This window comes from Ilumatobacter sp. (genome assembly GCF_030065885.1).
GTDB lineage: Bacteria > Actinomycetota > Acidimicrobiia > Acidimicrobiales > Ilumatobacteraceae > Ilumatobacter.
In genome coordinates this window covers 1-26574 of sequence record NZ_JASJCS010000092.1, presented here as the reverse complement: position 1 = coordinate 26574, position 26574 = coordinate 1, and the positions used below count along the sequence as shown (strand labels likewise).

Sequence of the window (26574 nt, the reverse complement as noted above, 5' to 3'; positions counted from 1 at the left end):
ATCGTCAGTTCGTCGGGACGCGCGCCGGGCAGCGACAGGTCGTTGTCGCCGAAGACGCGGAGTCGGACGTGCGTGAACCCGAGCCACCGCTGCGGCGGTGTGTCGTCGGTCGTGATCGTCTGGATGCGCCGCACGGTCGACGAACGGCTCGTCGTGCTGAGCAGACCGGCGGTGCGTCGCACGCCGGTGGCCGTGCGCACGAGCGTGAGGTCCCAGTGGGCCAGGACCTCCCGAACGACCTGGAGGACGGCGCCGACCACCGTGATCGCGACCACGATGCCGGCGACGACGGCGACAGCAGCAGCCGGCGACTCGTCACCGAGTCCTCCGACCCGCTCGGCCTGTTCCTCGATCCACACGCCGACCCCCGACAGCTGGCCGAGCTCGTCGCCGAACGCGATCAGCGGCGCGATGACGACCAGGCCGGCCCAGGGTGCGGTCGTCAAGCCGACGAGCACGAGCTCGCGCCACGATCGCCGGACGAGCACCTCTGCGACCTCTGCGGCGACCGCGCCGGTGGGCGTGCCTGCCGAGGCCTGCTGCTGGTCACGGGCATCGGCGGCGACCCGCCGAAGCGCCTCGGCCCGCCGCCGGTCGATGGCGTCGATCTCGAGCTCGGCCTGCGACGAGCCCGCCGTGTCGACGGAGGCGCGGACGAGTCCGACCACCCGGTGGGTGAGCCGCTGGTCGATCGCGACGCTCTGCACCCGGTCGAGCGGGATCACCAGGCGTTCGACCGACAGGATCCCCTTGGTGACGACCAGCTCGTCCCCGACGACGGCGAACGTGAAGCGCCACCAGCTCAGCGCCGAGAAGACGAACAGTGCGGCCGCTGCGACGAGCGCGAGCGCGGCGATGCCGATGCCGATCCCGCCCTGGGTCACGAACACGACTGCGGCGACGAGGGCGGACAGGCCGAGCCGGCGGACGAACCGCATCGCGATGAAGGCGAGCGCAATCGGCGACTGGCGGATCGGTTGCGCGAGCAGCTCGCGGTCACCGGGCGCCGGTGGCGGCTGCCAGTTGGGCGGCGGGAGCGGCTCGCCGCCGGGTTCGGTCGTCATCGCCCGCCGGTGTCGTCGGCGACGTCGGCCTCGGCGTCGGCGAGCTCGCTGGCCCGATCGGCGACCACCTGCTTGAGGCGTTCTGCGAGCTCGACACGCAACCCGGGGATCGCAATGCTCCCGCCGGCGGTGCGCATCTGCAGGGTGGCGAGGCCGAACCGGCGATCGAGCGGTCCGCGATGGATGGCGACGTGCTGGACCCGAGCGAACGGCACGGTCGCCACGGCACGGCTGATCACGCCACTCCGGTACGACACGTCCTGCTCGCGCACGAGGAACCCCATGTAGCCGACCTCGATCCGGCGGGCGAGCGCGACGAGGGCGACGAGGGCGACGAGAACGGCCCCGACCACACCGACGACCCAGGACGAGGACAACAGCGCCACGGTGAGCGCGGCGACGGCCACGACGGCGCCGAACGCGCCGGCGGCCACCATCCGCATGCGGAGATACGCCGGGTCGAGGGACTCGAAGGCGCCCGCCTCGACGCGAGGCAGGGTGCCGAGGTCGAGCGTGTCGTTCGTGAACTCGGCGGGCTGTTGGCTCGGTCCCGTCACGGCAACGAGGGTACGGGCTCGTCGCCGGCGCCGCGCACGCGCGCCGGCGGTCAGCCGACGGGCGCGCCGAGCTGGTCGGCGGCTCGGTCGAGGATCGCCCTCGCCGACGTGTGATCGCCGACCGCCCGGTAGGCACCGGCGAGCGCGAGGTAGCTGCGCTCGTGATACGGGTCGGCCTCGAGAGCGGTTCTCGCCATGTCGATCGCCTCGGCCGGGCGCCGTGTCGCGACGAGCAGCTCGGCTGCTCTGCAGGCGGCGCGCACGAAGCGGCTGCCGACGTGGATGCGCTCGAGGTCGAGCCACTCGTGGTCGAGGTCCGCGGCGAGGTCGCCCCGCCAGAGTCCGGCAGCCTCCACCAGCACGGGCAGCGCCTCGGTCGGCCGTCCCCGCCGCTCGGCGTCGTCGGCTCGCTCGAGCAGATCGTTGAACCGCCACAGGTCGACATCGAGGCTCCGGTGGAGCGTGAGGTGCTGGCCGTCCGCCCGGACGAACCATGCCGCGTCGCGACTCGTGCGCTGCGGTTCCAGCACGCGGTGGACGTAGTTGAGCGTCGTCCGCAGGTTCTTGCCCGCCTTGTCGGGATCGAGGTCGGGCCAGAGTGCCGCCGCCGCCCGGTTGCGGCTGCTCTCCGGGTTGAGCACGAGCCACACCAGCAGCGCCCGCACCCGCTCCCGCCGCCAGTCGGGGTCTGCCGTGTCGGACCGGTTGACCGTCAGGCGCGTCTCGCCGAGCAGCCGGACCGCCACCGGTTGGTCGGGCGGTGTCGGGGTGCGAGCCCGCAGCTCGCGCGCCGCCGCACCCAGCGCGGGGTGCTCGATCCATCTTGCGAGCGCGTCGCGCGCCGGTCGGCCCCAGTGCTCACACAGCCATGCGGCGAGTCGGCCGGCCTCGTAGCGGCCGGCGTGTGCCCCGTACACGGCGAGCTCCATGGCCCAGTTGACCGGCAGCCGGGCGGCGATCAGCCCCGGCTCTGGCCACCGCATCGTCGCGATCGCACCGAGGTCGTCGCGTTCGCGCGCACCGGCGAACGCTGCGGCGAGATACCTCCCCTCGACGAGTGACGGCCCGAGGTCGGCCGTCTCCCAGAACGAGCGCGTCTCGGGGACGAGGACGTACGGGAACGTGAGGAAGCTCCGCAGCATCTGGTCGCTGATGCCCTCGCCCAGCGGGAGGTGCTCGAGGATCGCTCGGAGCGTCGTCGCTGCTGCCTCCTCGTTGCTCTCGACGACGTCGATGACCATCCGGACGCCGACGAGTTGGGCGGCGATGAGGCTGCCCGGCGCCGCGCCGGCGCCCTCCTCGGCAGCTGCGAGCAGGCGCCGAGCCGACGCGATGTCGCCGGCGTTGGCCCGGCAGAAGGCGAGGAACGAATTGGTGACGAACCGGTCTCGGGCGCCGTACTCGGGCCCGAGCCCGTCGGCCGGCCAGTCGTGGATCACCTCGGGGTGGCCGGCCCACCAGTGGCACCCGAGCTCGGTGCTGAGCGCGCCGGGGATCGCGAGGTGTCCACTCTCGATGTCGCGGGGCACCGCGGCGAGCGCCTCGTGGGGACGGCCGAGATTGCCGAGTGCGTGCGCCACGAGGTGGTCGCGTGTCGCGCTCCACAGCAACGGGAGCTGCGTCGGATCGATGGCCTCGACCGCTGCGAGCTGATCCCGTGGTCGGCCGCGCACCAGCGCCAGCCACGCGTCGCAGAGCAGGACGAACGGTGCGGCCGGTGGATGGTGCTCGCTGAGCCGGCGGATGCGTTCCTGCACGGCGAGCACCCGATCGGGCTCCCCCGAGATGCGAGCGACGTATCCGAGGTGCGAGAGCGACACCAGTTCGAGCTCGTGGTTGCCGGCCAGCCGGAACCCCTCGGCGGCGGCGTCGAGCGCGTCGGTCGCCTCGGCGGTGGTCGGATCGCGCTCGCGCTCGATCAGGCCGGCGAGCAATCGGCCGACCGGTGCCTCGGCGTCCCCGCGGGGGATCGTCGCCTGCCATCGGCGCAGCAATTGGGGGCGGAGTCCGCCCACGACGCCCTGCGCCACGGCGTGCTCGAGCGTGACGAGCAACTCGTCGTCGGCACCGCCCTCGGCGCACAGATCGATCGCACGCTCCAGAGCGTTGCGCCCGCGGGCCACGCGGGCAGCCGCGACAGCCGCTGCGGCGCGTTCGCCCTCGGTCAGCTCGTCCGCGAGCAGTTCGCCCCAGAGGTCGTGGAGCTGCGCCCAGCCGCCCGTCCAACGAACCAACGGCAGCTCGCCGACGAGGTCGAGGAGTGTCAGCCCGGTCACGGCGGCGGCGACCTCGTCGTCGCCACCGCCGACGAATGCGAACCGGGCGAGATCCCGACGGCGTGCGGCGTCGAGTGCCCGCAGCGCCTCTTCCTCGAGGTACGTCCGCGGGTCCGATCCGCGGGCCCGTGCCGCGAGCTCGACGAAGGCCGGCCAGCCCTGGGCAGGGTCGAGCGCGTCGGCGTCGACGCCGCGCAGGTTGGCGAACTGGACGACCTCGTCGGCTGTCATCATCAGATCGGACTGCGTGACCTGCTCGAGCTCGCCGCCGGCGTCCAGCCGCGCCGTCGGCACGTCGATGCGTCGGCGGCCCGATGCCAACACGTGCCCGTTGCCGGGCAGGTGTGCGAGCAGGTCGGTGATCACCTCAGCGGTCGGCAGCAGCTGGGTGTCGTCGAGGATCAGGCAGACCTGCTGCGGCGAGACCGCCAGCACCATGTCGGCGATCTGCTCGACCGGGTCGCGTTCGGGTGCGTCCGGATCGCCGCCCAGCGCCTGCTGGCAGGCCGCGAGCAGTCCCGCGAGCAGGCGGTCGGTGACCCGGTCGGCCGCCTCGCACGGATACCAGACGTCGATCTGCTCGGCCTCGGACTCCATCGCCTGGGCCAGCAGCGTCGTCTTGCCGCAGCCCGCACCGCCCACGACGAGCGTGAGGCGCGCCTCGAACCGACGGCGGAGCTGGTCGATCAGACGTTGCCGGTGCACCACCGCTCGGCGCGGCACGGCGCCCGTCGCCTCGCTGATCGACATGGCGCGACGTTAGGTCCACGTGCGTCAGCGAGCCGTCAGCGGGCGATCCGAACACCTCGCTGACGTTTCGCTGTCGACACGCCGGTAGCCGTGGCCGCATGAGAAAGATGGGTGGGAAGACGGTGGGAACCATCGGCGTCGCGCTGGCCGCGACCGTGGCCGTCGGCGCAGTGTCCGCGTCGGCGGCGCCACGGCAGTCGGGCGGCATGGCGATGATCGATCGGGGCATCGCGTTCGTCATGCAGGATCTCGAACGGGTCGAGGCGGCACGGTTCGCGCCGGTGACCGATCCGCACGACGACGTGCCCGGTGAGCCGAACCCGATCCGAACGGTCGGAGCGAAGACGTTCGCGTTCGACGGGAGCACCGCGGACCCGTCCTCGTTCGCTCCCGAGGCGCTTTCCGACGTGCTCTCGACGCTGAACGCCGGCGACACCGGGTACTTCGTGAACCAGCTCGCGTTCACGCTCGTCGTCGCGGGACTCGATCGATCGCCCTCGCTCAGCAACGCTGCGATCAGCGAGGTGTCGGTCGCCTGGGCCCTGTTCGGCCTCCCCGTACTCGAGAGCTCGCAATACGCCAACGACCCGCTGGAGGGGTACGGCAACGTCGTGAGCACGGCGATGGTCGACGGGCAGACGATGACCGGGTTCAGCTTCGTCGACGAGGGCGCGTTCGCCCCGGGCGCCAACCCGATCCCGACCTTCGGCTTCTGGCGGGCCGACGCCTACTACCAGGCGTGGGTGCTGCCCGGGATTCCCGAGCGGATCGGCGTCACCTCGTCGGACGCCGGCGAGGTGAGTCTCTCGTCGATGACCGCGCAGCACCAGACCGTGACGGTGCCGACCGTCGTGACGGACCAGAACGACCCCGACGTGCAGGCTGAGTCCGCGGAGGCCGTCGCCGGCCTCACCGGCGAGCTGTCGGCGACGCCGCCGGTCGGCGTCGAGCCGGTCGACGAGGACGCCGGGGCGGTCGACGATGACGTCGAGCCGGTCGACGAGGACGTCGGGGCGGGTGATGAGGTCGCCGGGGGTGACGTACCGGACGCGGTCGACGAGGGAGCCACCGAGGCCGACGCGCCGGCCGACCCCGAGGTCGCCGCCGAGGAGGGCCAGGACGAGGAGCAGGACGCGGAACGAACCGCGGCCCCGGCGCCCGACGAACCAACCGAGGAGCCCACCACCGCCGAGGCGGTGGGCGCGCCGACGCCGGCCACCGGCGAGGATGCGGACGACAGCGATGATGGCGGGCCGAGCCCGGCACTCGTCATCGTGCCGGTCGTGGTCGTAGGCATCGTGATCGGGTACATGGTCTACCGGCGCCGAAACGGGAAGACGGAGGTGTCGTTCGAGCCGGCGCCCGCCGCGACGACGGCAACTCCGTCCAGCAAGACGGTCGCGGCGATGCCGGATGCCGACCGACTCCAGGTGCGCCAGGACATGCGGCGAGCGTGGGACCTCCGACGAGCCCTGGGCGCCGGCGCGACCTGGACCGAGGGCGGCTGGATGCCGATGCCCAAGGGTGCCGAGACCGACGCCGACATCGACCTGGATTGGGGGCACTGGCCGTCCCTGGTCGACACCGTCGGAGAGTCCCCCGAGTGGAGCGGTGTACTGATCAACATCGTCACGCTCGAGCGGCTCGCGCCGGGGCAGGACGGCTACGCCGAGCAGCTTGCCGAGCTCGGCTTGGAGCCGCCCGATGCACCGGAGCAGACGATCGTCGGCGTCGGGTTCGCCGCCGAGCGAGCTCGTGGCATCGGGATCCGGACGCTCGACGGCCTCACCACCGACCAGGCCGTGAGGCTGCTCACGCAGCACATCGAGCGATTGGGCGCAGATGTGCTGAGCTTCTTCTCAGACCGCATCGTCGAGCGCTGTCTCTCGCGGGGTCGACAGGCCGTCCCCGGCAACTGGTTCGCTCCCACGCTGGGTGACATGTTCGGAGACGCTCAGCTGCCGAGCGGTACGTCGGGCGGCTGGTCGGGCTTCTTCGTCAACGGCGGGGACGGCCGGGTGCTCGCATCGGGCGACGACGGGTACGACGAGCTGGTCGAGCTCTTCGGCTTCGACGGTCCGATCGAGCGCTCCGACGCGATGATGGCGACCGTCATGGACGAGGTGGTGGTGCTCTGAGGTTTGTTTGCCAGACTGTCGAGCGTGACGGTCATCGACTCGCCTGAGCATCGTGACGCGCTGGAGAACCAGTTCGGCTTGGCGGACCGCGTCGTCGACGAGGCGGCGCTCGCCAACTCGGTCGACCGGTTCCGCGAGCGAGGCATCACGCTGCCGACGTTCGCACAACTCGCCGACCCCTCGTCGTTCGACCACGCCGAGCGGGTCGGCGACGCCGACCATCACGGCCAGGACGCCCGCAACCTCTGGCGCGTGCACTGGTACAACGACCTGGCCGGCGGCAGGGTCGACGTGCCGCAGCACGTCGTGCTGCCGACCGAGCTGACCGGCGTCGAGAGCCCGATCATCGTCGTGTTCGGCGATCGCTTCCCGATGATCACCGCGCACAAGGTGCTCGCCGCGTACTCGTGCCTCGCGCCCCGCGTGGTGACGGGCCAGTTCGACCCGACGCACCACCGCGCGATCTGGCCGTCGACGGGCAACTACGCCCGCGGCGGCATCGCGATCAGCCGCATCATGGCGAGCCGCGGCGTGGCGATCCTCCCCGAGGGGATGAGCCAGGAGCGGTTCGACTGGCTCCAGCGGTGGTGCGAGAACCCCGACGAGGACGTCATCCGCACGTTCGGCACCGAGTCGAACGTCAAGGAGATCTACGACGCCTGCAACGAGCTCGCCGAGGACCCGGGGAACTTCGTCCTCAACCAGTTCAGCGAATTCGGCAACCACCTCGGCCACTACACGGTGACCGGGCGGGCGCTCGGCCATGCGTTCGAGACCGTGCGCGCCGAGCTCCACGCGTCGGAGGGCCGCGACCTCCACCTCGCCGCGTTCGCGTCAGCGACCGGTTCCGCCGGCACCATCGCCGCCGGCGACCGGCTGAAGGACGACTACGGCGCTCGCATCGTCGCCGTCGAGGCGCTCGAGTGCCCGACGATGCTCGAGAACGGCTACGGCGAGCACAACATCCAGGGCATCGGCGACAAGCACATCCCGCTGATCCACAACGTGATGAACACCGACGTGGTCTGCGCGATCAGCGACGTCGCCACCGACGAGCTCGACGTGCTCTTCAACACCGACCAGGGTCGCGAGTACCTGTCGCGTTCGAAGGGCCTGAGCGATCAGCTGATCGACGCACTCCCGCACTTCGGCTTCTCGTCGATCTGCAACACGCTCGCGGCGATCAAGACCGCCAAGCTGCTCGACCTCGGGCCCGAGGACGCCCTGATCACCGTCGCCACCGACGGCGGCGAGCTGTACCCGAGCGAGCGGGCCAAGACGCTCACCCGCAGGTACCACGACGAGTACAGCCACACCGACGCCGCCGAGGCGTTCGGCCAACACCTCGGCCACGTCACCACCGAGCACATGATCGACATGACCGAGGCCGACCGGCGCCGCGTCTTCCAGCTCGGCTACTACACCTGGGTCGAGCAGCAGGGCACCCCGTTCGAGCTGTTCGAGGAGCGACGCTCGCAGGACTTCTGGCGCGGGCTCCGCCGGTACGTCGGCGTCTGGGACGAGATGATCGACGAGTTCAACCAGCGGGTCGCCGAGCCGGCGGGACGATGACGGTCGGGTCGAACGAGAATCGGGCGAGGGCGAAGGACATCCCGGCGCTCGCCCCGGCCGCCAGCACGCGCCGAGGTCCCGGCGTGGGATCGATGGTGGTCAACCCGGCCGGGATCGAGGCGCTCACGACGTTCCCGAAGTCGGGGAACACGTTCCGCACCCGGGCGACGCCGTACTCCTGAAACCCCTCGTCCCAGCGGCGACCCGTGGCGGCGTGCACGACGACCTCGTCGAACCCACCCAGGTCGATCGCATCGCGCGCGGCCAACTCGTGGAGCGATCGATCGGCGTGGTGGAAGAGGCCCGGCCCGTCGGCGACGAACCCGATCCCATCGGGCCAGGCTCCACGGGCTTCGTCGGCGACGTAGCGACGGCCGGTCGGCAGCGTCGCGTAGCAGAGCGGGAGCAGGTCCGAGCGTGCCGAGAACGAGAACCGCCACGGCGTGTCGCCGGGTTCGAGGATCGTCACGGCGACGCCGTCGCCGATCGTCATCGCGGGGAATCGCCGGCGCAGGTCCGCGAGGCTCGAGACGCGGTACTGGTCCGGGCGGATGGCGCCGCCCTCCGACGTCGTGAACTCCGCTGACACCAGCAGCACACGCCGGGCGCCATCCGTCTCCAGGAGCGCTTGTGCGATCTGGGCGCCTCGCAGCCAGCCGTTGCAGCCTTCGAGCACGTCGAACGCCGAGCAGTCGAACATGCCGGCGAGGTTGGCGATGACCGCGGCCTGGGCGGGCTCGAGGACGGCGCGGTCCACCGACGTCGAGATCAGCACATCGATGTCGCCGGGGGAGAGGGAGGCTGCGGCGAGTGCCTCCTCGATCGCTCCCGCAACGGCGTCGCGCACGGCACCGTCATCCGAGGTCCAGTATCGCCCGCGCGCCCCGACGTACGAGAGCAGCCTCGACAGCCGTCGCCGGATCCGCCGCTCGTCGGCCGCGCCGAGCGGGCGACTCGATGCGACGACCTGCTCGGCGAGCTCGTCGTTCGAGATCGATCGATCACCCGGCCGGAAGACGAGACTGCGAATCCGCACGCGTATCCTCCCACTCGAGCGCTCGCCGGGGCGCGGTCCGGGTGGTCATCCCAGTTTGAGCTGGACCTTGACGCCGGCCGCTCGCACCACGAAGTACACGAGCACGACGCCCGCCCCGACGACGGACCAGCCGAACACCGACAGACCGAGGAACCCGTCGGGTTCGGCGAGCATGACGACCGCAGTGAGGCCGATGCCGAAGAGGTCCGCCACGACCCGGAGATAGAAGCGCCGCCTGGCCTCCTCGGTCTTCTTGGCGCGGTCGACCATCCTGAAGCCGATGACGAGGCGTGCGAGGAAGGCGACGAACACGATGATCCCGACCCTCATGGCAGGCCCGAGATCGCTGGTGCAGCCGGCGCCGTCGCTGAGCTCGCACTGGGCCGAGTTGCGCAGCTCGGCTGCCATCCAGAGCACCACACCGCCGGTGAGGAGATCCATGTACAACCACGGTTGTGCGTACGGGAGGCCGAGCTCGCCGTGGAGCTCGGCCAGCACGGCGTACACCTCGGCGAAGATGAAGATGAGCACGACGAGCAGCAGCAGCCCGGCCGGGAACGGGTCGGCGTCCTCGATGTCCGCGAGGATGTCCGCCGCGTTGGCGAGCATCACGATGAGGAGCACCGCCATGGCGATGCGCACGAAGCCGAAGTGGTCGGACGGTGCCCGCGACATCGATGCCTCGCCCCCTAGTCGAAGACCGCGAGCACGAGGACGATCATCGCCACGACCAGGAGCACGCCGCCTGCGACCCACGCCGTCTGGGGCTGGGACTGGGGCGTCGCGCTCGCCTCGGTGTCGTTCGCTGTGTCGCTCGTGGTGGCGTTCGTCGTGTCGGTCGCCTCGGTGCTCGTGTCGGCGGCCTCCGCGACGGCGGGTGCTCCGATCTCGGACTTGAGCATCTCGATCAGGCGAGCCGAGTCCCGGCTCCACTGAGCGGAGTCGATCGGGAACGCGTGCCAGCTGTGCAGGTCTTGCAGCGACGGGGGGAGTTCGTCCCGCTCGGGCATGTCGGCCCCTTCGAGCAGGACCGGCACGACCTTGACCTCCCTCGCGAGCGCACCTTCGATCTCCTTGCGCAACAGGTCGCCCTCGAGGGTCAGACGCTGGCGGTCGTCCTCGTCCACGGCGTGGAGCCAACCGGGCCCGATCGCCACGAGGACGGCCGACGCGGCGTCGAGCTCGGCGTTGATCCGCTCCTCGTAGCGCTCGATGCGGAGGCTGTCGACGTCGCGGAACGGGTCGAACGCGCCGTCGTTCTTGATGTCGTTGAAGAGCCGATCCACCTTGAAGCTCACGTCCTCCCGCCGGTACGCGATGAAGATCCTCGGCTTCTCCGAGACTGCGGGCTCTCGCTCGTCCATATCGGCGCCCCCTCGGACCTGTGTGATCCGGTCGCTGCGAACCAGCCTAGTCAGCGGGTCGTTGCGAGCATTCGGAAATACCCGCCGCCACAGCACGGGCGAGGCGGCGATCGATCAGTCCAACCGACCCGGGCTGCCGCGTGTCACGATTGACGTCGTGATCGCCGGGTTCAAGTGTGCCGTCTGTGGAACGGACGTCGACATCGGTACTCCGTTCGCCTGGCGATGCCCGCAGGCGACCGCCGACGATCCGTACCACGTCTTGCACATCGTGCGGTCGGACTCGCTGCCGCCCGCACTCGACGACCCGAACCCGTTCCTGCGGTACGGCCCGCGACTGGCGTGGTGGGCGTTCGCGCAGGCCAACGGCATGACCGGCGACGCGTGCGCGGCGATCACCAGGGAGGTGGCCGCCGACTTCGTCGTGACGTCGTTCGAGCGATCGGACGCCCTGTCGTCCGAACTCGACCTCGATCTGTGGGTGAAGGACGAGACCGGCAACGTCGCCGGCTCCCACAAGGCGCGTCACCTCGCCTCGATCCTGATGCACCTGCGTGCTGCCGAGTCGCTCGGGCTGCTCGCTGGGCGCCCGCCGCTCGCGATCGCCTCGTGCGGTAACGCAGCGCTCGCCGCCGCCACACTCGCCGCCCGCGTCGACTGGCCGCTCGACGTGTACGTGCCGACATGGATGGACGACGCGTTCGGCTCCGAGATCGAACGGTTGGGCGGCCGGATCCACCGCTGCGAGCGTCGCGACCACGACCCACCGGGTGACCCGGCCATGCTGCGATTCCGCGACGCACGCGATGCCGGTGCGATCCCGTTCACCGTGCAGGGGCCCGAGAACGCGTACTGCCTCGACGGCGGCCGCACGCTCGGGTGGGAGATCGCCGACCAGGCTGTGCTCGCCGGCGTGAAGCTCGATCGCGTGGTCGTGCAGGTCGGAGGCGGAGCGTTCGCGGCGTCGGTCGGTGCCGGCCTCGGACATGCAGTCCGGCTCGACACGGTGCAGGCCGAGGGCTGTGCGCCGCTCGCCGCGACGTGGGACCGCATCGCCTCGATCGAGCAACCCGAGCGCTACTGGAGCCAGGTGATGCGGCCGTGGCCGGAGCCGCACTCGATCGCAGACGGCATCCTCGACGACGAGACGTACGACTGGATCGCCGTGACCGAGGCGATGGTCGAGAGCGGTGGCCGGCCGATCGTGGCGCTCGAACGCGACATCGTTCGGGCCCGGCAACTCGCGACCGACGCCGGCTTCGCGGTCAGCGCCACCGGCGCCGCCGGGCTCGCCGGGGTGCTCACGGCTCGGGAGCACATCCACGACGGCGACCACATCGCCGTCGTGATGTCCGGCGTGGCACGCTGAGGTCCATGCAGGAGGCCGTGCCAGGGTTCGAGCCGGAGTACGGCGAGCCCGACGATGCGGCGCCGGTCGACGACGCGCCCGGCGCGGTGGTCGTCGGCTTCGACGTCGACGTCGTCGATGCCTGGCTGCCGACCGTCACCGACGTGACCGGCCCGATCCGCTGGGAGCGTCTCCCGGGTGGTCACTCGAACCTCACGTACCTGCTCACCGACGCCGCCGGGCGCGAGCTGGTCATCCGCCGGCCCCCGCAGGGCGAGTTGCTCCCCAAGGCGCACGACATGTGGCGCGAGTACCGCATCATCGACGCGCTCTGGGCGACGGCGGTGCCGGTGGCCGAGCCGATCGCCTACTGCGACGACCGCAGCGTCGCCGAGACGCACTTCTACGTGATGGGCAAGGTCGAGGGCGAGGCCCTCTACACGGGCGAGGTGGTGTCGAACTGGCTCGACGAACCCGCCCGCCGTCGCGCCGGCGAGTCGTTCGTCGACGTGCTCGCCGCGTTGCACGCGGTCGACATCGACGAGGTCGGGCTCGGTGAGCTGGGGAGGCGCGACGGCTACGTCGCCCGGCAGCTGAAGACCTGGTACGGCTCGTGGAACGCCTCGATCGAGTACGCCGACCACGACGACGAGCGGATCCACGACCTGCATTCGATGTTGACCGATCGATTGCCCGAGCAGGGCCCGGCTCGCGTCGTGCACGGCGACTACGGCCCCCACAACGGGCTGTTCGCCCGGGACGGCACGCTGATGGCGGTGCTCGACTGGGAGATCGCGACGCTCGGCGACCCGCTCGCCGACTTCGCCTACTCGCTCAACGCCTGGGTCGAGCCGGGCGACGTCGGCGTCTATGGCGCCGACCCGCCGACGGCGCTGCCGGGCTTCCCGAGCCGCGACGAGCTGACCGAGCGCTACGCGGCAGCCACGGGCGCCGACCTCTCGCAGCTCGCGTACTACCGGACGTTCAACTCGTTCAAGACGGCGTGCATCCTCCACGGCGTCTACGCCCGCTACCGCGCCGGCCAGAAGAGCTCGGACGACGTCGACCTCGACATGCTCTTCGCTCGGATCGGGCTGTCGACCGACGCCGCGATCACGATGTCGGCCGAGATCGGGTGACGTCGACCCAGTCACGTCGACGCAGTCACGTCGACGCAGTCACGTCGACGCAGTCACGTCGACCACATCGACCAAGGAGACCGAATGAGCGAACAGAGCATCGGCACGCTCGAGCACGTGCGGCCGGACGCCTCGGCCGACAGGGTCCACGAGATCCTCGAGCGCGACGGCGCGCTGATCATCGACGACCTCGCGCCCATCGACACGATCGACCGGATCGCCGACGAGATGGCCCCGTACGTGGCGGCGACTCCCGGCGGGAGCGACGACTTCTCGGGTCGCAACACGCGCCGGACCGGGGCGCTGGTCGCGCGCTCACCCGCCAGCCACGAGTTGATCCGGCATCCGCTGATCCTCGACGTCACCGGCCGGCTCCTGCACCGCGCGAAGAGTTATCAGCTCCACCTCACCCAGATGATCTCGATCGGGCCCGACTCACCGGGGCAGCAGATCCACCGCGACCAGTGGGCGTTCGACTTCTTCGACTTCCCGGCCGACCATCACGTGCAGTGCAACACGATCTGGGCGATGACGGACTTCACCGAGGAGAACGGCGCCACGCGCGTGATGCCCGGGAGCCAGGCGCTGCCGAACAGCTTCGAGCACACCGTCGACGAGACGGTGCCGGCCGAGATGTCCAAGGGCTCGTGCCTGCTCTACACCGGCAAGGTGTACCACGGCGGCGGCGCCAACCGTTCCGGCTCGGTCCGTGCAGGGTTGAACATCACCTACGACGTCGCCTGGCTGCGCCAGGAAGAGAACCAGTACCTGTCCGTACCCCGTGACATCGCCGAGCAGCTCGACGACGACATGCTCCGGCTGATGGGCTACCAGCTCGGCGCGTACGCGCTGGGCTACATCGACGACGTGCGCGATCCGCTCGACGCGATCCGCGGGGGCCGCGGCGCGATGAGCTTCGGCGGACGGGCCCGCTGACCGGCGGGCAGCGGACCGCGCCCGATCGGGCAGCGCGGCGCGCCGAAATCCGGGCGAGCACGTCCCCGGTTCGGCGTACGCTGGAAGCACGGAACAGCAGCGCGACCGCTCTCCGCACCGAGCCCGACTCGGTTGGCTCGGATGTGGCGTCCTGGTCGCCTTCGTCGCGCTCGTCACCACGGGCAGTGCGCCGCTCACCGCACAGTCCGTCGCCGAGCCGGCCGAGGTGGTGTCGCGTCTCCCTGGGGGCGGCGGGCCGTTCACGAACTCGAACTTCGACTCCTCGATCTCGCACAACGGCCGTTGGGTCGAGTTCGGGAGCTCGTCCGAGGTGCCTCGGGTCGCGTTGCGTGGCCGCATCGCCGACACCACCGACGCGGTGTCGGCCGGCGAGAGCGTCAACGGGTCGATCAGCGGCAACAGCTGCGTCGTCGCCTACTCCGACACCGGGACCAACGTCGGGTCCGGCACGATCTACGGCGTGTTCGCGTTCGATCGGTGCAACGACACGACGACGCTGGCCGGGGCCGCGTTCGCGCCCGAGGGCAGCAGCTCGCCGCCGTTCCCGGTCCCCAATCGCGACGGGTCGGTGATCGCCTGGTCGACCGAATCGGCGATCAACTACTCGACCCGCTCGGGTTCCGAGTACGTACAGGCCGAACCGATCACCCCGGCCGGCCTCGGTGACGTCGGTCGCAGGGTGGCCATCTCGGACAACGGCCGGCTGATCACGTTCGACGCCATCGGTACCGAGACGTCGCAGCCGAACGCCGGAATCAGGTCGGTGTTCCTGCTCGACGTGCAGAACCCCACGGCGATCGAAGCGATCGCGGCCGATGCGTCCGGCGTCCCGTTCGGGCCCGCCTTCGGGCCGTCGATGTCGGGCAACGGCTCGATCGTCGCCTACACGTTCCGCTCGTCGGACATCGCCACTGCGTTGCTGGTCCGCGACCGGGCGAACGGCCAGGACCGTGCGATCTCGGCTCAGGCCAGGAATCCAGCGGTCAGCCGCGACGGCAACTACGTCGCCTTCGAGCTCGTGGGCGGTGAGATCGCCGACATCTACGTCGCCCGGTCCACCGGCCCGTTGCCGTTCGAGTCCGTCGAGATCGACCTCGTGTCGTACGTCGACGGCGACCCGACGACGAACACCGGTGGTTCGGCATCCGACCCCGCGATCTCGGCGCACGGGCGATGGGTCTCGTTCGACTCCTTCTCGCCGTTCCTGCTGGTACCGGCCGAGCCGGTCTTCCACCAGTCCAGCCACGTGTTCGTGCGGCAGCGCCGTCCCGCAGTCACCGTCGAACCCATCGCCTACGGGACCGTGACCACCGCGGTCGACGGCACGTCGACGGTCACCAGCAACGGGCTCGCCGGCTTCCAGATCACCTCGATCGAAGCCGACGGCGACTACGGCGTGAAGGCGCACAACTGCCCATCGGTGCTCCAACCCGGCGCGTCGTGCGAGGTCACCGTGACGTTCTCCCCCTCTGCCGAGGGCCTGCGGACCGGCACGCTGACGGTCCGCGACGACTCGTACCCGACCGACCTCCTCGTCGGGCAGGGCGCCCTGACCGGCACGCTCGAGGGCGTGCCGGTCACGACGACCACCACCACGACGCTGCCGCCAGATCTGGGGCTGACGATCGATCCGGACCCGGTCGAGTTCGGTGAACGGTTGGTGGGTGCGTCGGGGCCGACCGTGGAAGCCACGGTGACGAACATCGGTGATGTGACGGTGACCGTCGAGAGCGTGTCGATCGGCGGGGTCGATGCGGCGGACTTCTCGGTCGTCGTCGACGGTTGTGTCGACGAGGCGCTGTCACCGGGCGCGTCGTGTGAGCTGGATCTGGGCTTCGTCGCGTCTGCGGCGGGCGCCCGGACGGCGAGCCTCGCGGTCGCCGGGTCGAGCGCGACGAGTGCGAGCGCTGTGCTGCAGGGTTCGGGGCGCTTCGACGCCGTGCTCGAGGTGTCGCCGTTGGTGGCCGCCGGCGGTCAGGTGGTCGCGATCCTGGGGTCGGGGTACCCCGCCTCGACGGCGGTGCAGCTGACGACGGACATCGGTCAGTCGCCGATCGACGTGACGACCGATGCCGACGGCGGGTTCATCGTGCAGTTGCTCGTCCTGACGGCCACGCCGCACGGTCCGAGCCCGATCGATGACGTGGCGGTGGTGGGGGAGTACGACGCGGCGCCGGTCGAGGTGCTGGTGGTGCCGTCGCCGGTTCGCCCCCAGGCGACGGCGACCCTCACGCGATCCAGCCGCGCGTACGTCTCCCGGTAGGGAGACGCCGACGCTCGCTCGAGAGACGCCGGTTTCCCGTCAGGGAGATGCCGGCCCCAGCTGGGAGCGACACAGGCTCACGTCGAAGTGCACGGCCTTTGCCGAGCCACCAGTGGTGGCTGAGGACTGGCTCGGTGGCCCGTTCTGCGGGCGTCCGCCTCACGCAGCCTGCTCGGTGATGAAGCCCGAGAAGCTGACGAAGGCGTTGCACGTCGTCGGTGAGGCGGGGAGCAGGGTGCCGGGCTCGACGCACAGCAGGACCGCTTCGATGCGCTGCCCTGCCTCGAACACGTACGGGGCGACGAAGTGGTAGTCGAGGTCGCGGAAGTTCGCGAGCTGGAGCTGGAAGAGGACCTCTCCGTCACGCAGGATCCGCAGCTCGCCGACCGCTCCGGTCGGGTTCTGGAACACGATGTCGGTCAGCTCGAACTCGGTCCCGGCCGCGAAGTCGAGGCCTCCCGAGTCGGCTGGGCCGTTGGGCGGGTCGGACAACCGGACCTGGAAGTCGAACGGCCCTGTCTCGGTCGGCGGTGGCGGTTCGGTGGTCGGCGTGGTCTCGGGAGGTGGTTCGGTGGTGTCGGGCGGTGGCGCCGTGGTGACGGGCGGCGCCGTCGTCACCGGCGGGGGCACGGTCGTGCCGGGCGGTGGCGCCGTGGTGGCCGGGGGCGGTCCCTCGCCACCGCCGTCGAGCGCGTCGAGGCGCTCGTCGAGCGCTGCGACTTCCTCGTCGACCTCGCCGAGCTCTTCCTCGACCACCTCCTCGGCCGTGTCGCGAGCCGCCGACTCGACGGTCGGCTTGAGCACCGTCTGCCACAGGATGAAGAGCAGGATCAACAGCGCGATCAGCGCGAGCAGCGCCTTCCAGAACCACTTCGGGAGGATCGGCTGCTGGACGAACGTGCCGTCGACGATCTCCGGCTCCTCGTCGTCCTGCGCGATGACCACCTGGAACGGCAGGCTCTTGGGCTGGCCGCGCCAGAACCGCTTGCGCGGCCGCACGGTCACCGTGGCGAGCCCCGCCGCGCCCGGCTCGACGGTCAGGTGCGTCGGCTTGATCTCGATCCGGACCAGGCCGTCGGGGTCCAACCCCGTGAACTCGGGCTGGATCGGCGTGTTGCCGTGGTTGTCGACCGCGAGTTGGTGAACTCCCTTGCTCCGGCCCGTCGAGGTGTGCGGGTGCAGCTCGCCCGCCCGGAGGTCGAACGGGGCGATCTGCAGGGTCAGTTCCTCGGCGACCGACCCGTCGGGGTCCTCGGCCGAGATGACGCGGAGCGCGAACGTGAGATCGCCGAGCGGGGTGTCGGCGCTCCGCGGCGGCGAGATCGAGACCGTGACGTCTTCCTCGGTGTCCGGGAAGAGTCGCACCTCCGCCGGGTTGACGACGATCCAGTCCACCGGAATCCCGATGGCCTCGAAGGTGAACTGGTCGACGATCGATCCGGTGTTGCGGACCCGGACCGTGACCTCTGCCGTGCCGCCCGGTTCGACGGGGACGACGGCCTGTCCGAACGATGCGCTGGCGCCCATGTCCCAACCGTACGGCGTCGGGGCGAACCCGTGCAGCAGATTCTTTCGACGCAGGCGTGCCCGATCGGGCGGTCGAGTCTGCTCGTTCGCGCTCGCGGGTCGGCGTCGCGCCAGGCTGCGGGCCCGACGACGGCGCCCGCGAGTGCGGCCGTAGATCCCATCACGCCGATATCTCGTCGTCCGATCGTGCCCGTTCAGCTCGCGTTGATCGCACGTTGAGGTCTCCCGTCCATCGTGGCCGGGACACGGACGTGCATCGAGGAGGGCAATCGTCATGGTCGGAAGGTGTGGGGTCTTCGTCTACGGCAGCGACCCGATCTCGCAGGCGGGCGTCGCCTCGCAACTGCGTGGTCGGCCGAGGATCTCGGTCGTCGAGGAGCGTCACATCGACGACGCCGACGTCGCAGTCGTGGTGGTCGACGAGATCGACGAGTCGACGGTCCGCACGGTCCGCGGTATCCAGCGCGACCACTGCCCGAGCATCGTGCTGGTCGCGACCAACGTCGACGACGCGGCGCTGCTCCAGGCCGTCGAGTGCGGGGCGCGGGCGGTGTTGCGACGGTCGGAGGCGACGCCGGAGCGGCTCTCCAAGGCGGTCGAGTACGCCGAGCGGGGTGACGGCGAGATGGCGCCCGACCTGCTCGGCAAGCTGCTCGAGCAGATGAGCCGGCTGCAGCGCGACGTGCTCGCGCCGAGGGGTCTCGGGCCGCAAGGCCTGTCCGAACGGGAAGTCGAGGTCTTGCGACACTTGTCGGAGGGCTCCGACACCGCCGAGATCGCCGAGGCGATGTCGTACAGCGAACGAACGATCAAGAACATCATCCACGAGGTCACCAGCCGTTTGCAGCTCCGCAACCGGTCGCACGCCGTCGCCTATGCGATGAAGGCGGGGATCATCTAGCGGCCGGACGACGGGGACCTCGTGGCCGACGGAGAGGGGTGGGCGTGATCCACGACCTGGATGCATCGCTGCGGAACCTGATCGAGCGGGACGTGATCAACGGCTCGGGCGTCGACCTGGAGTTCGACGCGCCGACCAAGGACTGGGCGGGCAAGCTCAGCAACCCGACGCTCGACGTCTTCCTCTACGACATTCGGGAGGACCACAACCGCCGCGAGGTGATGTTCGAAGACGTTCGCGATGCGGATGGCAAGGTGACCGAGCGCCGCCAGCCGCCCCGGATGTTCAAGTACGGGTACCTGATCACGGCGTGGACGAACTTGCCCGAGGACGAGCATCGCCTCCTGGCGTCGGTGCTCGCCTGCTTCCTGCAGCACGAGCGTCTGCCACCCGAGGTGCTCGCCGGATCGCTCGCCGACTCCGAGCGGCCGATCGTCACCCAGGTCGGGCTCGCACTCGACCAGGACCGCATGTACTCGAACGTCTGGGCGGCGCTCGGCGGCGAGCTGAAGCCGGCCATCAACGTCGTCTGCACGGCGCCGTTCGACGTCTCCCGTGCACTGCCCGTCGGACCACCGGTCACCGAGGAGCCGCGCATCTCGGTCGCCCGACCCGACACCGACGAGGCCGAGACGGTGCGGCCGCGTGGACGTGGCGCACCCTCGGACGAGGACGAGGCGGCGGCCGCACTCCCCGACGAGACGATCCGTGGCGGTGCCGAGGACGAGCCCGGACGCGTCTATCGCGTCCGCGCGATGCCGCGATGAGCGTCGCCGAGCTGACGGCCACCGGCGAGCTGCGGGCCGCCACGCTCGATCGGCTCGGTCAGGTGCATCGCCGTGTGGCGTCGGCAGTGTCGGCGATGCGGGAGGAGGATCCGGCGACGGTCGACCCGCTCCGGGGCCTCTACATCACCGACGATCACGCCGAACGCATCGCCGCGGGGCACCACTCGTCGCCGCCGGCCGAGGATGCTCTCGGCCCCCTCCCGGATGCGCTGGCGACGTGGGCCGACCGGGTCGGCCTCGACGAGACCGAGGTCGACCTCCTCCTGGTCGCCGCGGCTCCGGACCTCGACCGCCGCTACGAGCAGCTGTTCGGGTACCTCCACGACGATCTCACCCGCCGGCGCGCCTCGATCGGTCTGGCACTGCGCCTCGTCGGCGCCGACGCCACCGATCCGGCCAGCCGCCGCCGGTTCGCGGACGACTCGTCGTTGCGCCTGCTCGGTCTCGTCGAGCTCGACGAGGTGGACCGGCCCTTCCTCACCCGCTCGCTCCGGGTGCCCGACCGTGTCGTCGGCGCCCTGCTGGGCGATGCCAGCCCGGCGGCCGGCACCCGGGTCGAGACCGCTGTGCCGATCCGCAACGTCTGGGTCGACCGACTCGCGACGGCGCTCAGGGGCGGCGTGCGACTGGTCTACGTGGGCGACGGGCGCGACCGTTCCGCGCTCGAGCTCTCGGCAGCCGCAGTCGTCGAGGCATCCGGCGAGGCGGTCGTCGTCCACGTGCAGCAGACCACCTCGGCCTGGGCCGTCTCGCTCGCCGATGCGGTGCGGGAGGCGGTGGTCAGGGGCTGCGGGCTCGTGGTCGGCGGCGTCGACGAGATCGCCCGCGCCGAACGGCCGACGATCGAGCGTCTGGTCGGGCTGCCGCGCCCGGTCGTGCTCGTCGGACGGTCGGACTGGGATCCCGAATGGTCGTCGGCGACGCCGCTCGTGGTCGACGCGCCGATGCTGACCCACGACGAACGCGACCGAACGTGGCGACGAGCGCTCGGGTCGGGCACCGACGTGCTGGACGCCGGCGAGGCGACCGTCGCCTTTCGCCTCGGCCCCGACCGCATCCGCCGCGCTGCGACGGCAGCGACGTTGCGTGCCCTGTACCGCAACGCGCGCGTGGCCGAGGACGATCTCCGCTCGGGCGCCCGCCAGCAGAACACGGCCGGTCTGCGGCGGCTCGCCCGTCGGATCGAGCCGGCCTCCTCGTGGGGCGACCTCGTGCTCGAACCCGAGACCATGGTGTCGCTGCGCGAGGTCGCCGCCCGGGTCCGCCATCGGGACCACGTGCTCGGCGAGTGGGGCCTGAGGCGCGGTGGTGGGCGTGGCGACGGGATCACGGCCCTCTTCGCCGGCCCGAGTGGCACCGGCAAGACGCTGGCGGCCGAGGTGATCGCCCACGAGCTCGGGCTCGACCTGCACACCGTCGACCTCGCAACTGTGGTCGACAAGTACATCGGCGAGACCGAGAAGAACCTCGACCGCATCTTCGAGGAGGCCGAGCAGGTCAACACCGTGCTGTTCTTCGACGAGGCCGACGCGCTGTTCGGGAAGCGCAGCGAGGTCCGGGACGCCCGTGACCGCTACGCCAACGTCGAGGTCGCGTACCTGCTGCAGCGGATGGAGCGCTTCGACGGTCTCGTCGTGCTGGCGACCAACCTGCGGTTGAACATCGACGACGCGTTCTCCCGCCGCCTCGACGTCGCGGTCGACTTCCCGAAACCCGGAGCGGAGGAGCGGCGCCGCCTGTGGACGCACCTGATCGGGCACTCGCTGCCGACCGACGACACGGTCGAGGTCGAATTCCTCGCCGACTCGTTCGAGCTGACCGGTGGCACCATCCGCAACGCTGTGGTCAGCGCGGCGTACCGGGCCGCGTCACAAGGTCGCGACGTCACGATGGCCGACCTCGTGACCGGGGTAGCGGGGGAGTACCGCAAGCTCGGCCGCCTGTGCCTGGAGTCCGACTTCGGCGAGTGGTTCGAGCTCGTCGCACCGTCCAGCTAGTGCTCTGACCACAGTGGTTGGTGGGTCGCGTCCACCACTTGCGTGAGCGGGTCTGTTTTCCTGGTGGGATGACCAAACCTGTGCGTGTGCGTCGCCTCAACGACGCAGAGGGCCGCCAGCTGCAGCAGATCGTGCGGCGAGGCGGCAAGTCCGACCGGTCGATCGTGAAGTGGCGACGAGCGATGGTCGTGTTGGCCTCCGCTGGTGGCAACGACGTCGCGACGATCGCCCGGCTGGTGCAGACCTCACCAGACCGGGTCCGCGAGATGATCCACCGGTTCAACGATCTCGGGATGCGATCGTTGGACCCTCAGTGGGCGGGTGGCCGGCCCCGCCTGATCACGACGACTGACCGCAAGCTCATCGTCGAGACGGCCACGACCCGACCGACCAAGCTCGGGTGCCCGTTCAGCCACTGGTCGATCCGCAAGCTCGCCGACCACCTCGCCACTCGCAAGGGCCGCCAGGTGCGGATCGGCCGTGAACGGTTGCGGCAGATCCTGATCGCGGAGGGGATCACGTTCCAGCGCACCAAGACCTGGAAGGAATCCCCCGACCCGCTCAAAGAGCAGAAGCTGGCACGCATCGAGTACCTGCTCGAGCACCAGCGTGATCGCACGTTCGCGTTCGACGAGTTCGGACCCCTCACCATCCGCCCGGTCGCCGGGGCAGCCTGGGCGCCGCGCGGTCGACCGGTGCGGTTGCGGGCCAACTACCACAAGCCCCACGGCTCCCGGCAGCTGTATGCCTGCTACTCGATCGGCGACGACCACCTCTGGGGCGAGATCGAACCACAGAAGGGCTCCGCTGCCACGCTGCGAGCGATCCAGTCGATCCGTGCCCGCCTCGATGACGGCCGACCGATCCACGTCATCTTGGACAACTTGAACCACCACAAGAACCGCGACGTGCGCGCCTGGTGCGACGCCAACAGCGTCGAGTTGGTGTTCACCCCGACCTACGCGTCATGGGCGAACCCGATCGAAGCCCACTTCGGGCCGCTGCGCCAGTTCGTCATCGCCAACAGCGATCACGCCGACCACGCCACCCTCGCCGACGCAATCACCAACTACCTCGACTGGCGCAACACCCACACCCGCGACCCACGAATCCTCGACGCCGAACGCCGACACCGAGCACGCACCCGCAGCGAACACCAACGACGATGGGGCCACCCACGCCGAGCCGCGTAGCGCGCGAACGTATGTGGTCAGAGCACTAGCCCCTTCAGCGGACCACCGACCCCAACCCGCCAGGGACAACCTGTCCAGGTCATCACAACTAGTGACGCGTCAAGCAACGTTTGCGCGGTTGATGAGTTCGGTGAGTTGTCGGTTGCGGGCGTTGGTGTTGCGCCAGCGGATGTAGCGGCGGATCATCGCAGCTTGTGCTTTGTGGGTGGGGTGGTCGGTGCCGTCGAGGGCGAAGTAGCGCAGGGCTTGGAACTGGGCTTCGATCCGGTTGAGCCATGACGCGTAGTGCGGGGTGTAGGCCAACTCGACGTTGTTCGCCGCGGCCCACTGGCCGACCCGGGTGTCCTTCTTGGTGCTGAGGTGGGGTGAGAAGTTGTCGAGCACGATCGCGATCCGAACGTGGGGCGGGTGCAAGGTGCGCAGGTAGCGCATGAACTCGAGGAACTGGGTGCGGCCCTTGGTCAGTTTGATGTGCCCGTAGAGCCGGTCGGTTGACAGGTCGTAGCCGGCCAGGAGGTGTCGGACGCCGTGGGGTCGGGTGAACGTCGCCCGTCGGGTTCGCCGCGGGACCTCGGCGCCGCCACCGGTCACCGCCCACTGCTTGCCGGGGTGTGGTTGCAGGTTCAACGGTCCGAACTCGTCGAAGCAGATCACCACATCGGGATCGCCGCGGGCCTGGTCGATCTTGCCGTCAGCCAGGTCGTAGAGGTGCAGGATCCGGTTCTTCTTCGCCTCATAGTTTGGGTCGTTGGACTGCTTGAAGGTGTTCACGACTTGAAACGACACGCCCTCCTCACGGAGCAGAAGGCGCAGGCCTTCGTGGCTGATGTCGTTGACCACCCCCTTGGCGACGAGATGCTCGGCCAACTTGGTGAGCGACCAGGTCGAGAACGGCAGGTCGTAGTCCTGAGGGCGGCCGAGCGCGATCTGCTTGACCTCGCGTCGCTGTTCGTCGGTGAACTTCGGGGGTCGCCCACCGGCATATCGCGGGTACAGCGAGTCGAACCCGTCGGCGTTGAAGTTGTGGATCACCTCACGGGCACGATCCTCGGAGGTGAACCCCAGTGCTGCGATCTGGGGGACGTCCATCTGCTGGGCTGACCACAACACGATCTGAGCTCGTCGCCACGTCACGATCGAGCCCGACGACCGGCGCACCATCCTCAGCAGGCGTTGCCCCTCTTCGTTGGAGATCTCCCGGACCTGGACGCGCTCGGCCATCCCCACAGGAAAACAGACTCGCACCCCCACGTGGTGGACGCGACCCCACCAACGTTGCCGGTCAAGCCACTAGTTCCCTGCGCGCCCTCGAGGGTGGTTCCTAGACTGGCGGTCATGAGCTTCTGGCCCACGAAGGAACACTGGAGCGTCGAGATCCCCCTCGAGACCGACCATTACCGGATGCCGGTCCTGGACGAGACGGGCGTCGTCGAGCTGACCCCGATGCCGACCGAGGTGCCCGCCGCAGAGTGGGAGTCGCTCGAGTACATGGACTGGAAGTCGGGCGGTGACACCAACTTCGCCCCGATCGCGTCGGCGGATGGCGAGCTCGACTGCCGCGGCTTCTGGGACAAGGGCAAGACCGACAAGGACGCGCTCTGGACGTCGAACGCCGAGATCGCCCCGACACTGCGCGAGTACGTCGACTCGGTCGGCGCCAACTTCGGCCGCGTCCGGATCATCAAGCTCGAGCCACAGGACCGTGATGCGGCGATGACGTCGATCCACCGCGACGACAACAACCGGTTCAACCCCGACGGCGAAGGTTGGGTCGTCCGGTCGTGGGTCGAGCTGACCGACAACCCCGACAGCTACATGCTGCTGATGGACAACGACGCGGACGGGCTTCCCGATCCGTCGACCGAGCGCCGCGTGCCGCTGCCGAGGGGTGCCCGGTTCGTCGTCGACACCCAGCGCCTCTGGCACGTCGTGGTCCACAACGGGACGGCACCGCGCTATGCGCTGATCACCAGCTTCGAGTCCGGGCCCGCCCTCGAGACCTGGATCGACGCCCAGCGGGCGCCCGTCGCAGTCTGACGCAACGCGGGGGAGCCGGGCGCGACGGGTGAATGCGCGCAAGAGGAACGGCTACCGGCGCGATCGCGTGCACGGCGCGCCCGGCGGCCGCCCATCGCGGTTGCCGCGTCCGGTCGAGGCGCCGCGGCGCGCCGGCCCGGCCAGATGGGCCCTGCGCTTCCTCGTCGCCGGGACGGCCGTCGCCGCCGTCCCGGTCTGGATCGCGTTCACCGACTCCGAGGAGACCACGCCCGCCCGCACGGTCGTCGAGACCGGGTCGTTGGAGGCGGAGGACGCCGAGCCACTCTCCGAGCCGGCACGGGTACTCGACACCCGGATCGGGGCCTCCACCGTTGACGGTCGCCTCGCCGGGATCGGCCTGCGACCGCCCGGCTCCATCCTCCCGGTCCCGGTGGTCGACCGGATCGGCGTCGCCGAGCCGGTCCGCGCCGTGCTCGTCGAGATCACGACGGCGAACGCTCGCAGTGCCGGCCAGCTCTCGGTGAGCGCACCTGGCGCACGACAGCTGCCCGATGCGGAGCCGCTCGACTACGTCCCCGGGCCGGATTCGACGGCCTCGGTCATCGTCCCGATCGGCCCCGGCGGGCAGATCTGTGTGGCGACCACGGGCCCGACCGACGTGGCGGTCGACGTGGAGGGCTGGTTTCCGGCACCCCGCGCTGCCGCTCCTTCGGACGTACCCGCCGACACGCCGTGCCAGGGGCGTCTGTTCGACGACCGGATGATCGTGGCCATGTACGGCACGGACCGCACACCGCGACTCGGCGTGCTCGGTGAGCAGGATCCCGCGGCGGCAGCACGCCGCCTCGACGAGATCGCCGAGCCCTGGCGTGCCGGCGATCGATCAGTGCTCCCGGCGTTCGAGCTGATCGCGACCCTCGCCACGAGCGACCCCGGCGATGACGGGCTGTACCGTCTGCGGTCGTCGCACGAGTTCGTCCGGCGCTACCTGGACGAGGCGCGGCGCCAGGGCTACTACCTCATCCTCGATCTGCAGCCAGGCCGTTCGGACTTCCTCACCGAGGCCAAGTACTACGAGGATCTCCTGCGCGAGCCCGATGTCGGTCTGGCACTCGATCCCGAGTGGCGCACCGAGCCACCGGCTCGCCCACGCGGTGGCTTCATCGGCACGGTCGATGCCGCCGAGGTGAACGCAGTGATCAACTGGCTGGCCGATCTCGTCGCCGAGGAGCAGCTCCCCGAGAAGCTGCTCGTCGTGCATCAGTTCACGCCCGACATGCTCACCAACCGCGACCAGGTGGTGACCCGCGAGGGGATCGCGTTCAACGTCCACATGGACGGCTTCGGGAGGCGCGCCGTGAAGCTCGACACCTACTCGAAGATTCGAGTCGAGGCGCCCTGGTACAACGGGCTGAAGCTGTTCTACGACGAGGACGTCGACATCTTCACCGCCGCCGACGTCCTCGACGGCGTGTTCGATCCGACGCCCGTGCTCGTGACGTACCAGTAGCGGCCGATCGGCTGCTCTGACCGGCTTGCCGCCGGCAGCAGCCGGTCGCTCGTCACCGTCCGCCAGACGACGCTGAGCACGGGTGGCCCGCAGCCGGCAGGCGAGTGGACTCGTCGTTCGCCCGCGTCTCGTGGGCCCGTCGATCGGGGCGTCACCGTCGAGCTGCGCGCGCTCCTGATGAGCGCCGGCACCGGCG

Annotated in this window: 20 protein-coding genes; 12 read left to right on the top strand and 8 right to left on the bottom strand. The window is 70.2% G+C overall.

Going from position 1 to position 26574, the window contains the following annotated elements; translation table 11 throughout:
* The 3 genes from QNJ12_RS17550 to QNJ12_RS17540 form a co-directional block, all read right to left on the bottom strand.
* On the bottom strand, nt 1–1064 hold a 1064-nt coding region (locus tag QNJ12_RS17550; protein ID WP_300624547.1), incomplete at its 3' end, for a PH domain-containing protein.
* Complete coding sequence (locus QNJ12_RS17545) at nt 1061–1621, bottom strand: PH domain-containing protein (RefSeq protein WP_300624545.1); 561 nt, start codon at nt 1619–1621, stop codon at nt 1061–1063. The genes QNJ12_RS17545 and QNJ12_RS17550, both read right to left, overlap by 4 nt.
* Nucleotides 1622–1671: 50 nt before the next feature.
* Nucleotides 1672–4647, bottom strand: coding sequence for a BTAD domain-containing putative transcriptional regulator (locus QNJ12_RS17540; RefSeq protein ID WP_300624543.1), 2976 nt, complete (start codon nt 4645–4647; stop codon nt 1672–1674).
* Nucleotides 4648–4745: 98 nt separating this feature from the next.
* On the opposite strand from QNJ12_RS17540, the gene QNJ12_RS17535 reads away from it, so the two are divergent.
* Together QNJ12_RS17535 and QNJ12_RS17530 are read left to right on the top strand one after the other, a co-directional pair.
* Nucleotides 4746–6785, top strand: a complete 2040-nt coding sequence (locus tag QNJ12_RS17535) for a hypothetical protein (RefSeq protein ID WP_300624542.1) — start codon at nt 4746–4748, stop codon at nt 6783–6785.
* A 24-nt stretch (nt 6786–6809) separates the two neighbouring features.
* On the top strand, nt 6810–8357 hold the full coding sequence (locus QNJ12_RS17530) for a pyridoxal-phosphate dependent enzyme (RefSeq protein ID WP_300624540.1): 1548 nt from the start codon (nt 6810–6812) through the stop codon (nt 8355–8357).
* Here the strand turns inward: QNJ12_RS17530 and QNJ12_RS17525 are convergent.
* Genes QNJ12_RS17525 through QNJ12_RS17515 form a run of 3 tightly spaced genes read right to left on the bottom strand, consistent with a single transcriptional unit; the run spans nt 8323 to nt 10757 of the window.
* Nucleotides 8323–9393 (bottom strand): hypothetical protein, encoded by a 1071-nt coding sequence (locus QNJ12_RS17525; protein ID WP_300624539.1) that lies wholly within the window; start codon nt 9391–9393, stop codon nt 8323–8325. The two genes, QNJ12_RS17530 and QNJ12_RS17525, sit on opposite strands and share 35 nt — an antisense overlap.
* Nucleotides 9394–9438: 45 nt before the next feature.
* Complete coding sequence (locus tag QNJ12_RS17520; RefSeq protein WP_300624538.1) at nt 9439–10068, bottom strand: hypothetical protein; 630 nt, start codon at nt 10066–10068, stop codon at nt 9439–9441.
* A gap of 14 nt (nt 10069–10082) precedes the next feature.
* The gene (locus QNJ12_RS17515; RefSeq protein WP_300624536.1) at nt 10083–10757 is read right to left on the bottom strand and encodes a TIR domain-containing protein; all 675 of its coding nucleotides are present in this window, start codon (nt 10755–10757) and stop codon (nt 10083–10085) included.
* Between the two features lie 157 nt (nt 10758–10914).
* Between QNJ12_RS17515 and QNJ12_RS17510 the strand changes: the two genes are divergently transcribed.
* The 4 genes from QNJ12_RS17510 to QNJ12_RS17495 all read left to right on the top strand — a co-directional run bounded on the left by QNJ12_RS17510 (nt 10915) and on the right by QNJ12_RS17495 (nt 16464).
* Entirely contained in the window at nt 10915–12126 is a 1212-nt protein-coding gene (locus tag QNJ12_RS17510) for a PLP-dependent lyase/thiolase (RefSeq protein WP_300624534.1), read from the top strand.
* A 5-nt stretch (nt 12127–12131) separates the two neighbouring features.
* Nucleotides 12132–13244, top strand: a complete 1113-nt coding sequence (locus QNJ12_RS17505; protein WP_300624532.1) for a phosphotransferase family protein — start codon at nt 12132–12134, stop codon at nt 13242–13244.
* An 84-nt stretch (nt 13245–13328) separates the two neighbouring features.
* A complete protein-coding gene (locus tag QNJ12_RS17500) occupies nt 13329–14180 on the top strand; it encodes a phytanoyl-CoA dioxygenase family protein (RefSeq protein ID WP_300624530.1) in 852 nt (283 codons plus the stop codon).
* Nucleotides 14181–14409: 229 nt separating this feature from the next.
* Nucleotides 14410–16464, top strand: a complete 2055-nt coding sequence (locus QNJ12_RS17495) for a choice-of-anchor D domain-containing protein (RefSeq protein ID WP_300624528.1) — start codon at nt 14410–14412, stop codon at nt 16462–16464.
* 159 nt (nt 16465–16623) lie between these two features.
* Here QNJ12_RS17495 and QNJ12_RS17490 read toward each other — a convergent pair whose 3' ends face one another.
* On the bottom strand, nt 16624–17991 hold the full coding sequence (locus QNJ12_RS17490; protein WP_300624526.1) for a hypothetical protein: 1368 nt from the start codon (nt 17989–17991) through the stop codon (nt 16624–16626).
* Between the two features lie 274 nt (nt 17992–18265).
* On the opposite strand from QNJ12_RS17490, the gene QNJ12_RS17485 reads away from it, so the two are divergent.
* The 4 genes from QNJ12_RS17485 to QNJ12_RS17470 all read left to right on the top strand — a co-directional run bounded on the left by QNJ12_RS17485 (nt 18266) and on the right by QNJ12_RS17470 (nt 22870).
* Nucleotides 18266–18892 carry a response regulator transcription factor gene (locus QNJ12_RS17485; RefSeq protein ID WP_300624525.1) on the top strand — a complete coding sequence of 209 codons (627 nt, stop codon included), beginning with the start codon at nt 18266–18268 and terminating at the stop codon, nt 18890–18892.
* A 44-nt stretch (nt 18893–18936) separates the two neighbouring features.
* Complete coding sequence (locus tag QNJ12_RS17480; protein ID WP_300624524.1) at nt 18937–19659, top strand: DUF4255 domain-containing protein; 723 nt, start codon at nt 18937–18939, stop codon at nt 19657–19659.
* Nucleotides 19656–21677, top strand: a complete 2022-nt coding sequence (locus QNJ12_RS17475) for an ATP-binding protein (protein WP_300624522.1) — start codon at nt 19656–19658, stop codon at nt 21675–21677. Before QNJ12_RS17480 ends, QNJ12_RS17475 begins: the two co-directional genes overlap by 4 nt.
* 68 nt (nt 21678–21745) lie before the next feature.
* Nucleotides 21746–22870 carry an IS630 family transposase gene (locus tag QNJ12_RS17470; RefSeq protein WP_300624520.1) on the top strand — a complete coding sequence of 375 codons (1125 nt, stop codon included), beginning with the start codon at nt 21746–21748 and terminating at the stop codon, nt 22868–22870.
* Between the two features lie 99 nt (nt 22871–22969).
* Here the strand turns inward: QNJ12_RS17470 and QNJ12_RS17465 are convergent, their stop codons facing one another.
* Nucleotides 22970–24091, bottom strand: a complete 1122-nt coding sequence (locus tag QNJ12_RS17465) for an IS630 family transposase (RefSeq protein ID WP_300624518.1) — start codon at nt 24089–24091, stop codon at nt 22970–22972.
* 114 nt (nt 24092–24205) lie between these two features.
* Between QNJ12_RS17465 and QNJ12_RS17460 the strand changes: the two genes are divergently transcribed.
* Nucleotides 24206–24907, top strand: coding sequence for a hypothetical protein (locus tag QNJ12_RS17460; RefSeq protein ID WP_300624516.1), 702 nt, complete (start codon nt 24206–24208; stop codon nt 24905–24907).
* Nucleotides 24908–24935: 28 nt separating this feature from the next.
* Nucleotides 24936–26378, top strand: a complete 1443-nt coding sequence (locus QNJ12_RS17455; RefSeq protein WP_300624514.1) for a hypothetical protein — start codon at nt 24936–24938, stop codon at nt 26376–26378.
* The last annotated feature ends 196 nt before the right edge of the window (nt 26379–26574 follow it).

What these genes read in the sequence shown, in the direction of transcription:
- QNJ12_RS17470 (WP_300624520.1), top strand. Translation starts at nt 21,746, where the DNA reads ATGACCAAACCTGTGCGTGTGCGTCGCCTCAACGACGCAGAGGGCCGC.
- QNJ12_RS17490 (WP_300624526.1), bottom strand. Translation starts at nt 17,991, where the DNA reads ATGGGCGCCAGCGCATCGTTCGGACAGGCCGTCGTCCCCGTCGAACCG.
- QNJ12_RS17515 (WP_300624536.1), bottom strand. Translation starts at nt 10,757, where the DNA reads ATGGACGAGCGAGAGCCCGCAGTCTCGGAGAAGCCGAGGATCTTCATC.
- QNJ12_RS17505 (WP_300624532.1), top strand. Translation starts at nt 12,132, where the DNA reads ATGCAGGAGGCCGTGCCAGGGTTCGAGCCGGAGTACGGCGAGCCCGAC.
- QNJ12_RS17485 (WP_300624525.1), top strand. Translation starts at nt 18,266, where the DNA reads ATGGTCGGAAGGTGTGGGGTCTTCGTCTACGGCAGCGACCCGATCTCG.
- QNJ12_RS17520 (WP_300624538.1), bottom strand. Translation starts at nt 10,068, where the DNA reads ATGTCGCGGGCACCGTCCGACCACTTCGGCTTCGTGCGCATCGCCATG.
- QNJ12_RS17500 (WP_300624530.1), top strand. Translation starts at nt 13,329, where the DNA reads ATGAGCGAACAGAGCATCGGCACGCTCGAGCACGTGCGGCCGGACGCC.
- QNJ12_RS17460 (WP_300624516.1), top strand. Translation starts at nt 24,206, where the DNA reads ATGAGCTTCTGGCCCACGAAGGAACACTGGAGCGTCGAGATCCCCCTC.
- QNJ12_RS17540 (WP_300624543.1), bottom strand. Translation starts at nt 4,647, where the DNA reads ATGTCGATCAGCGAGGCGACGGGCGCCGTGCCGCGCCGAGCGGTGGTG.
- QNJ12_RS17475 (WP_300624522.1), top strand. Translation starts at nt 19,656, where the DNA reads ATGAGCGTCGCCGAGCTGACGGCCACCGGCGAGCTGCGGGCCGCCACG.
- QNJ12_RS17535 (WP_300624542.1), top strand. Translation starts at nt 4,746, where the DNA reads ATGAGAAAGATGGGTGGGAAGACGGTGGGAACCATCGGCGTCGCGCTG.
- QNJ12_RS17465 (WP_300624518.1), bottom strand. Translation starts at nt 24,091, where the DNA reads ATGGCCGAGCGCGTCCAGGTCCGGGAGATCTCCAACGAAGAGGGGCAA.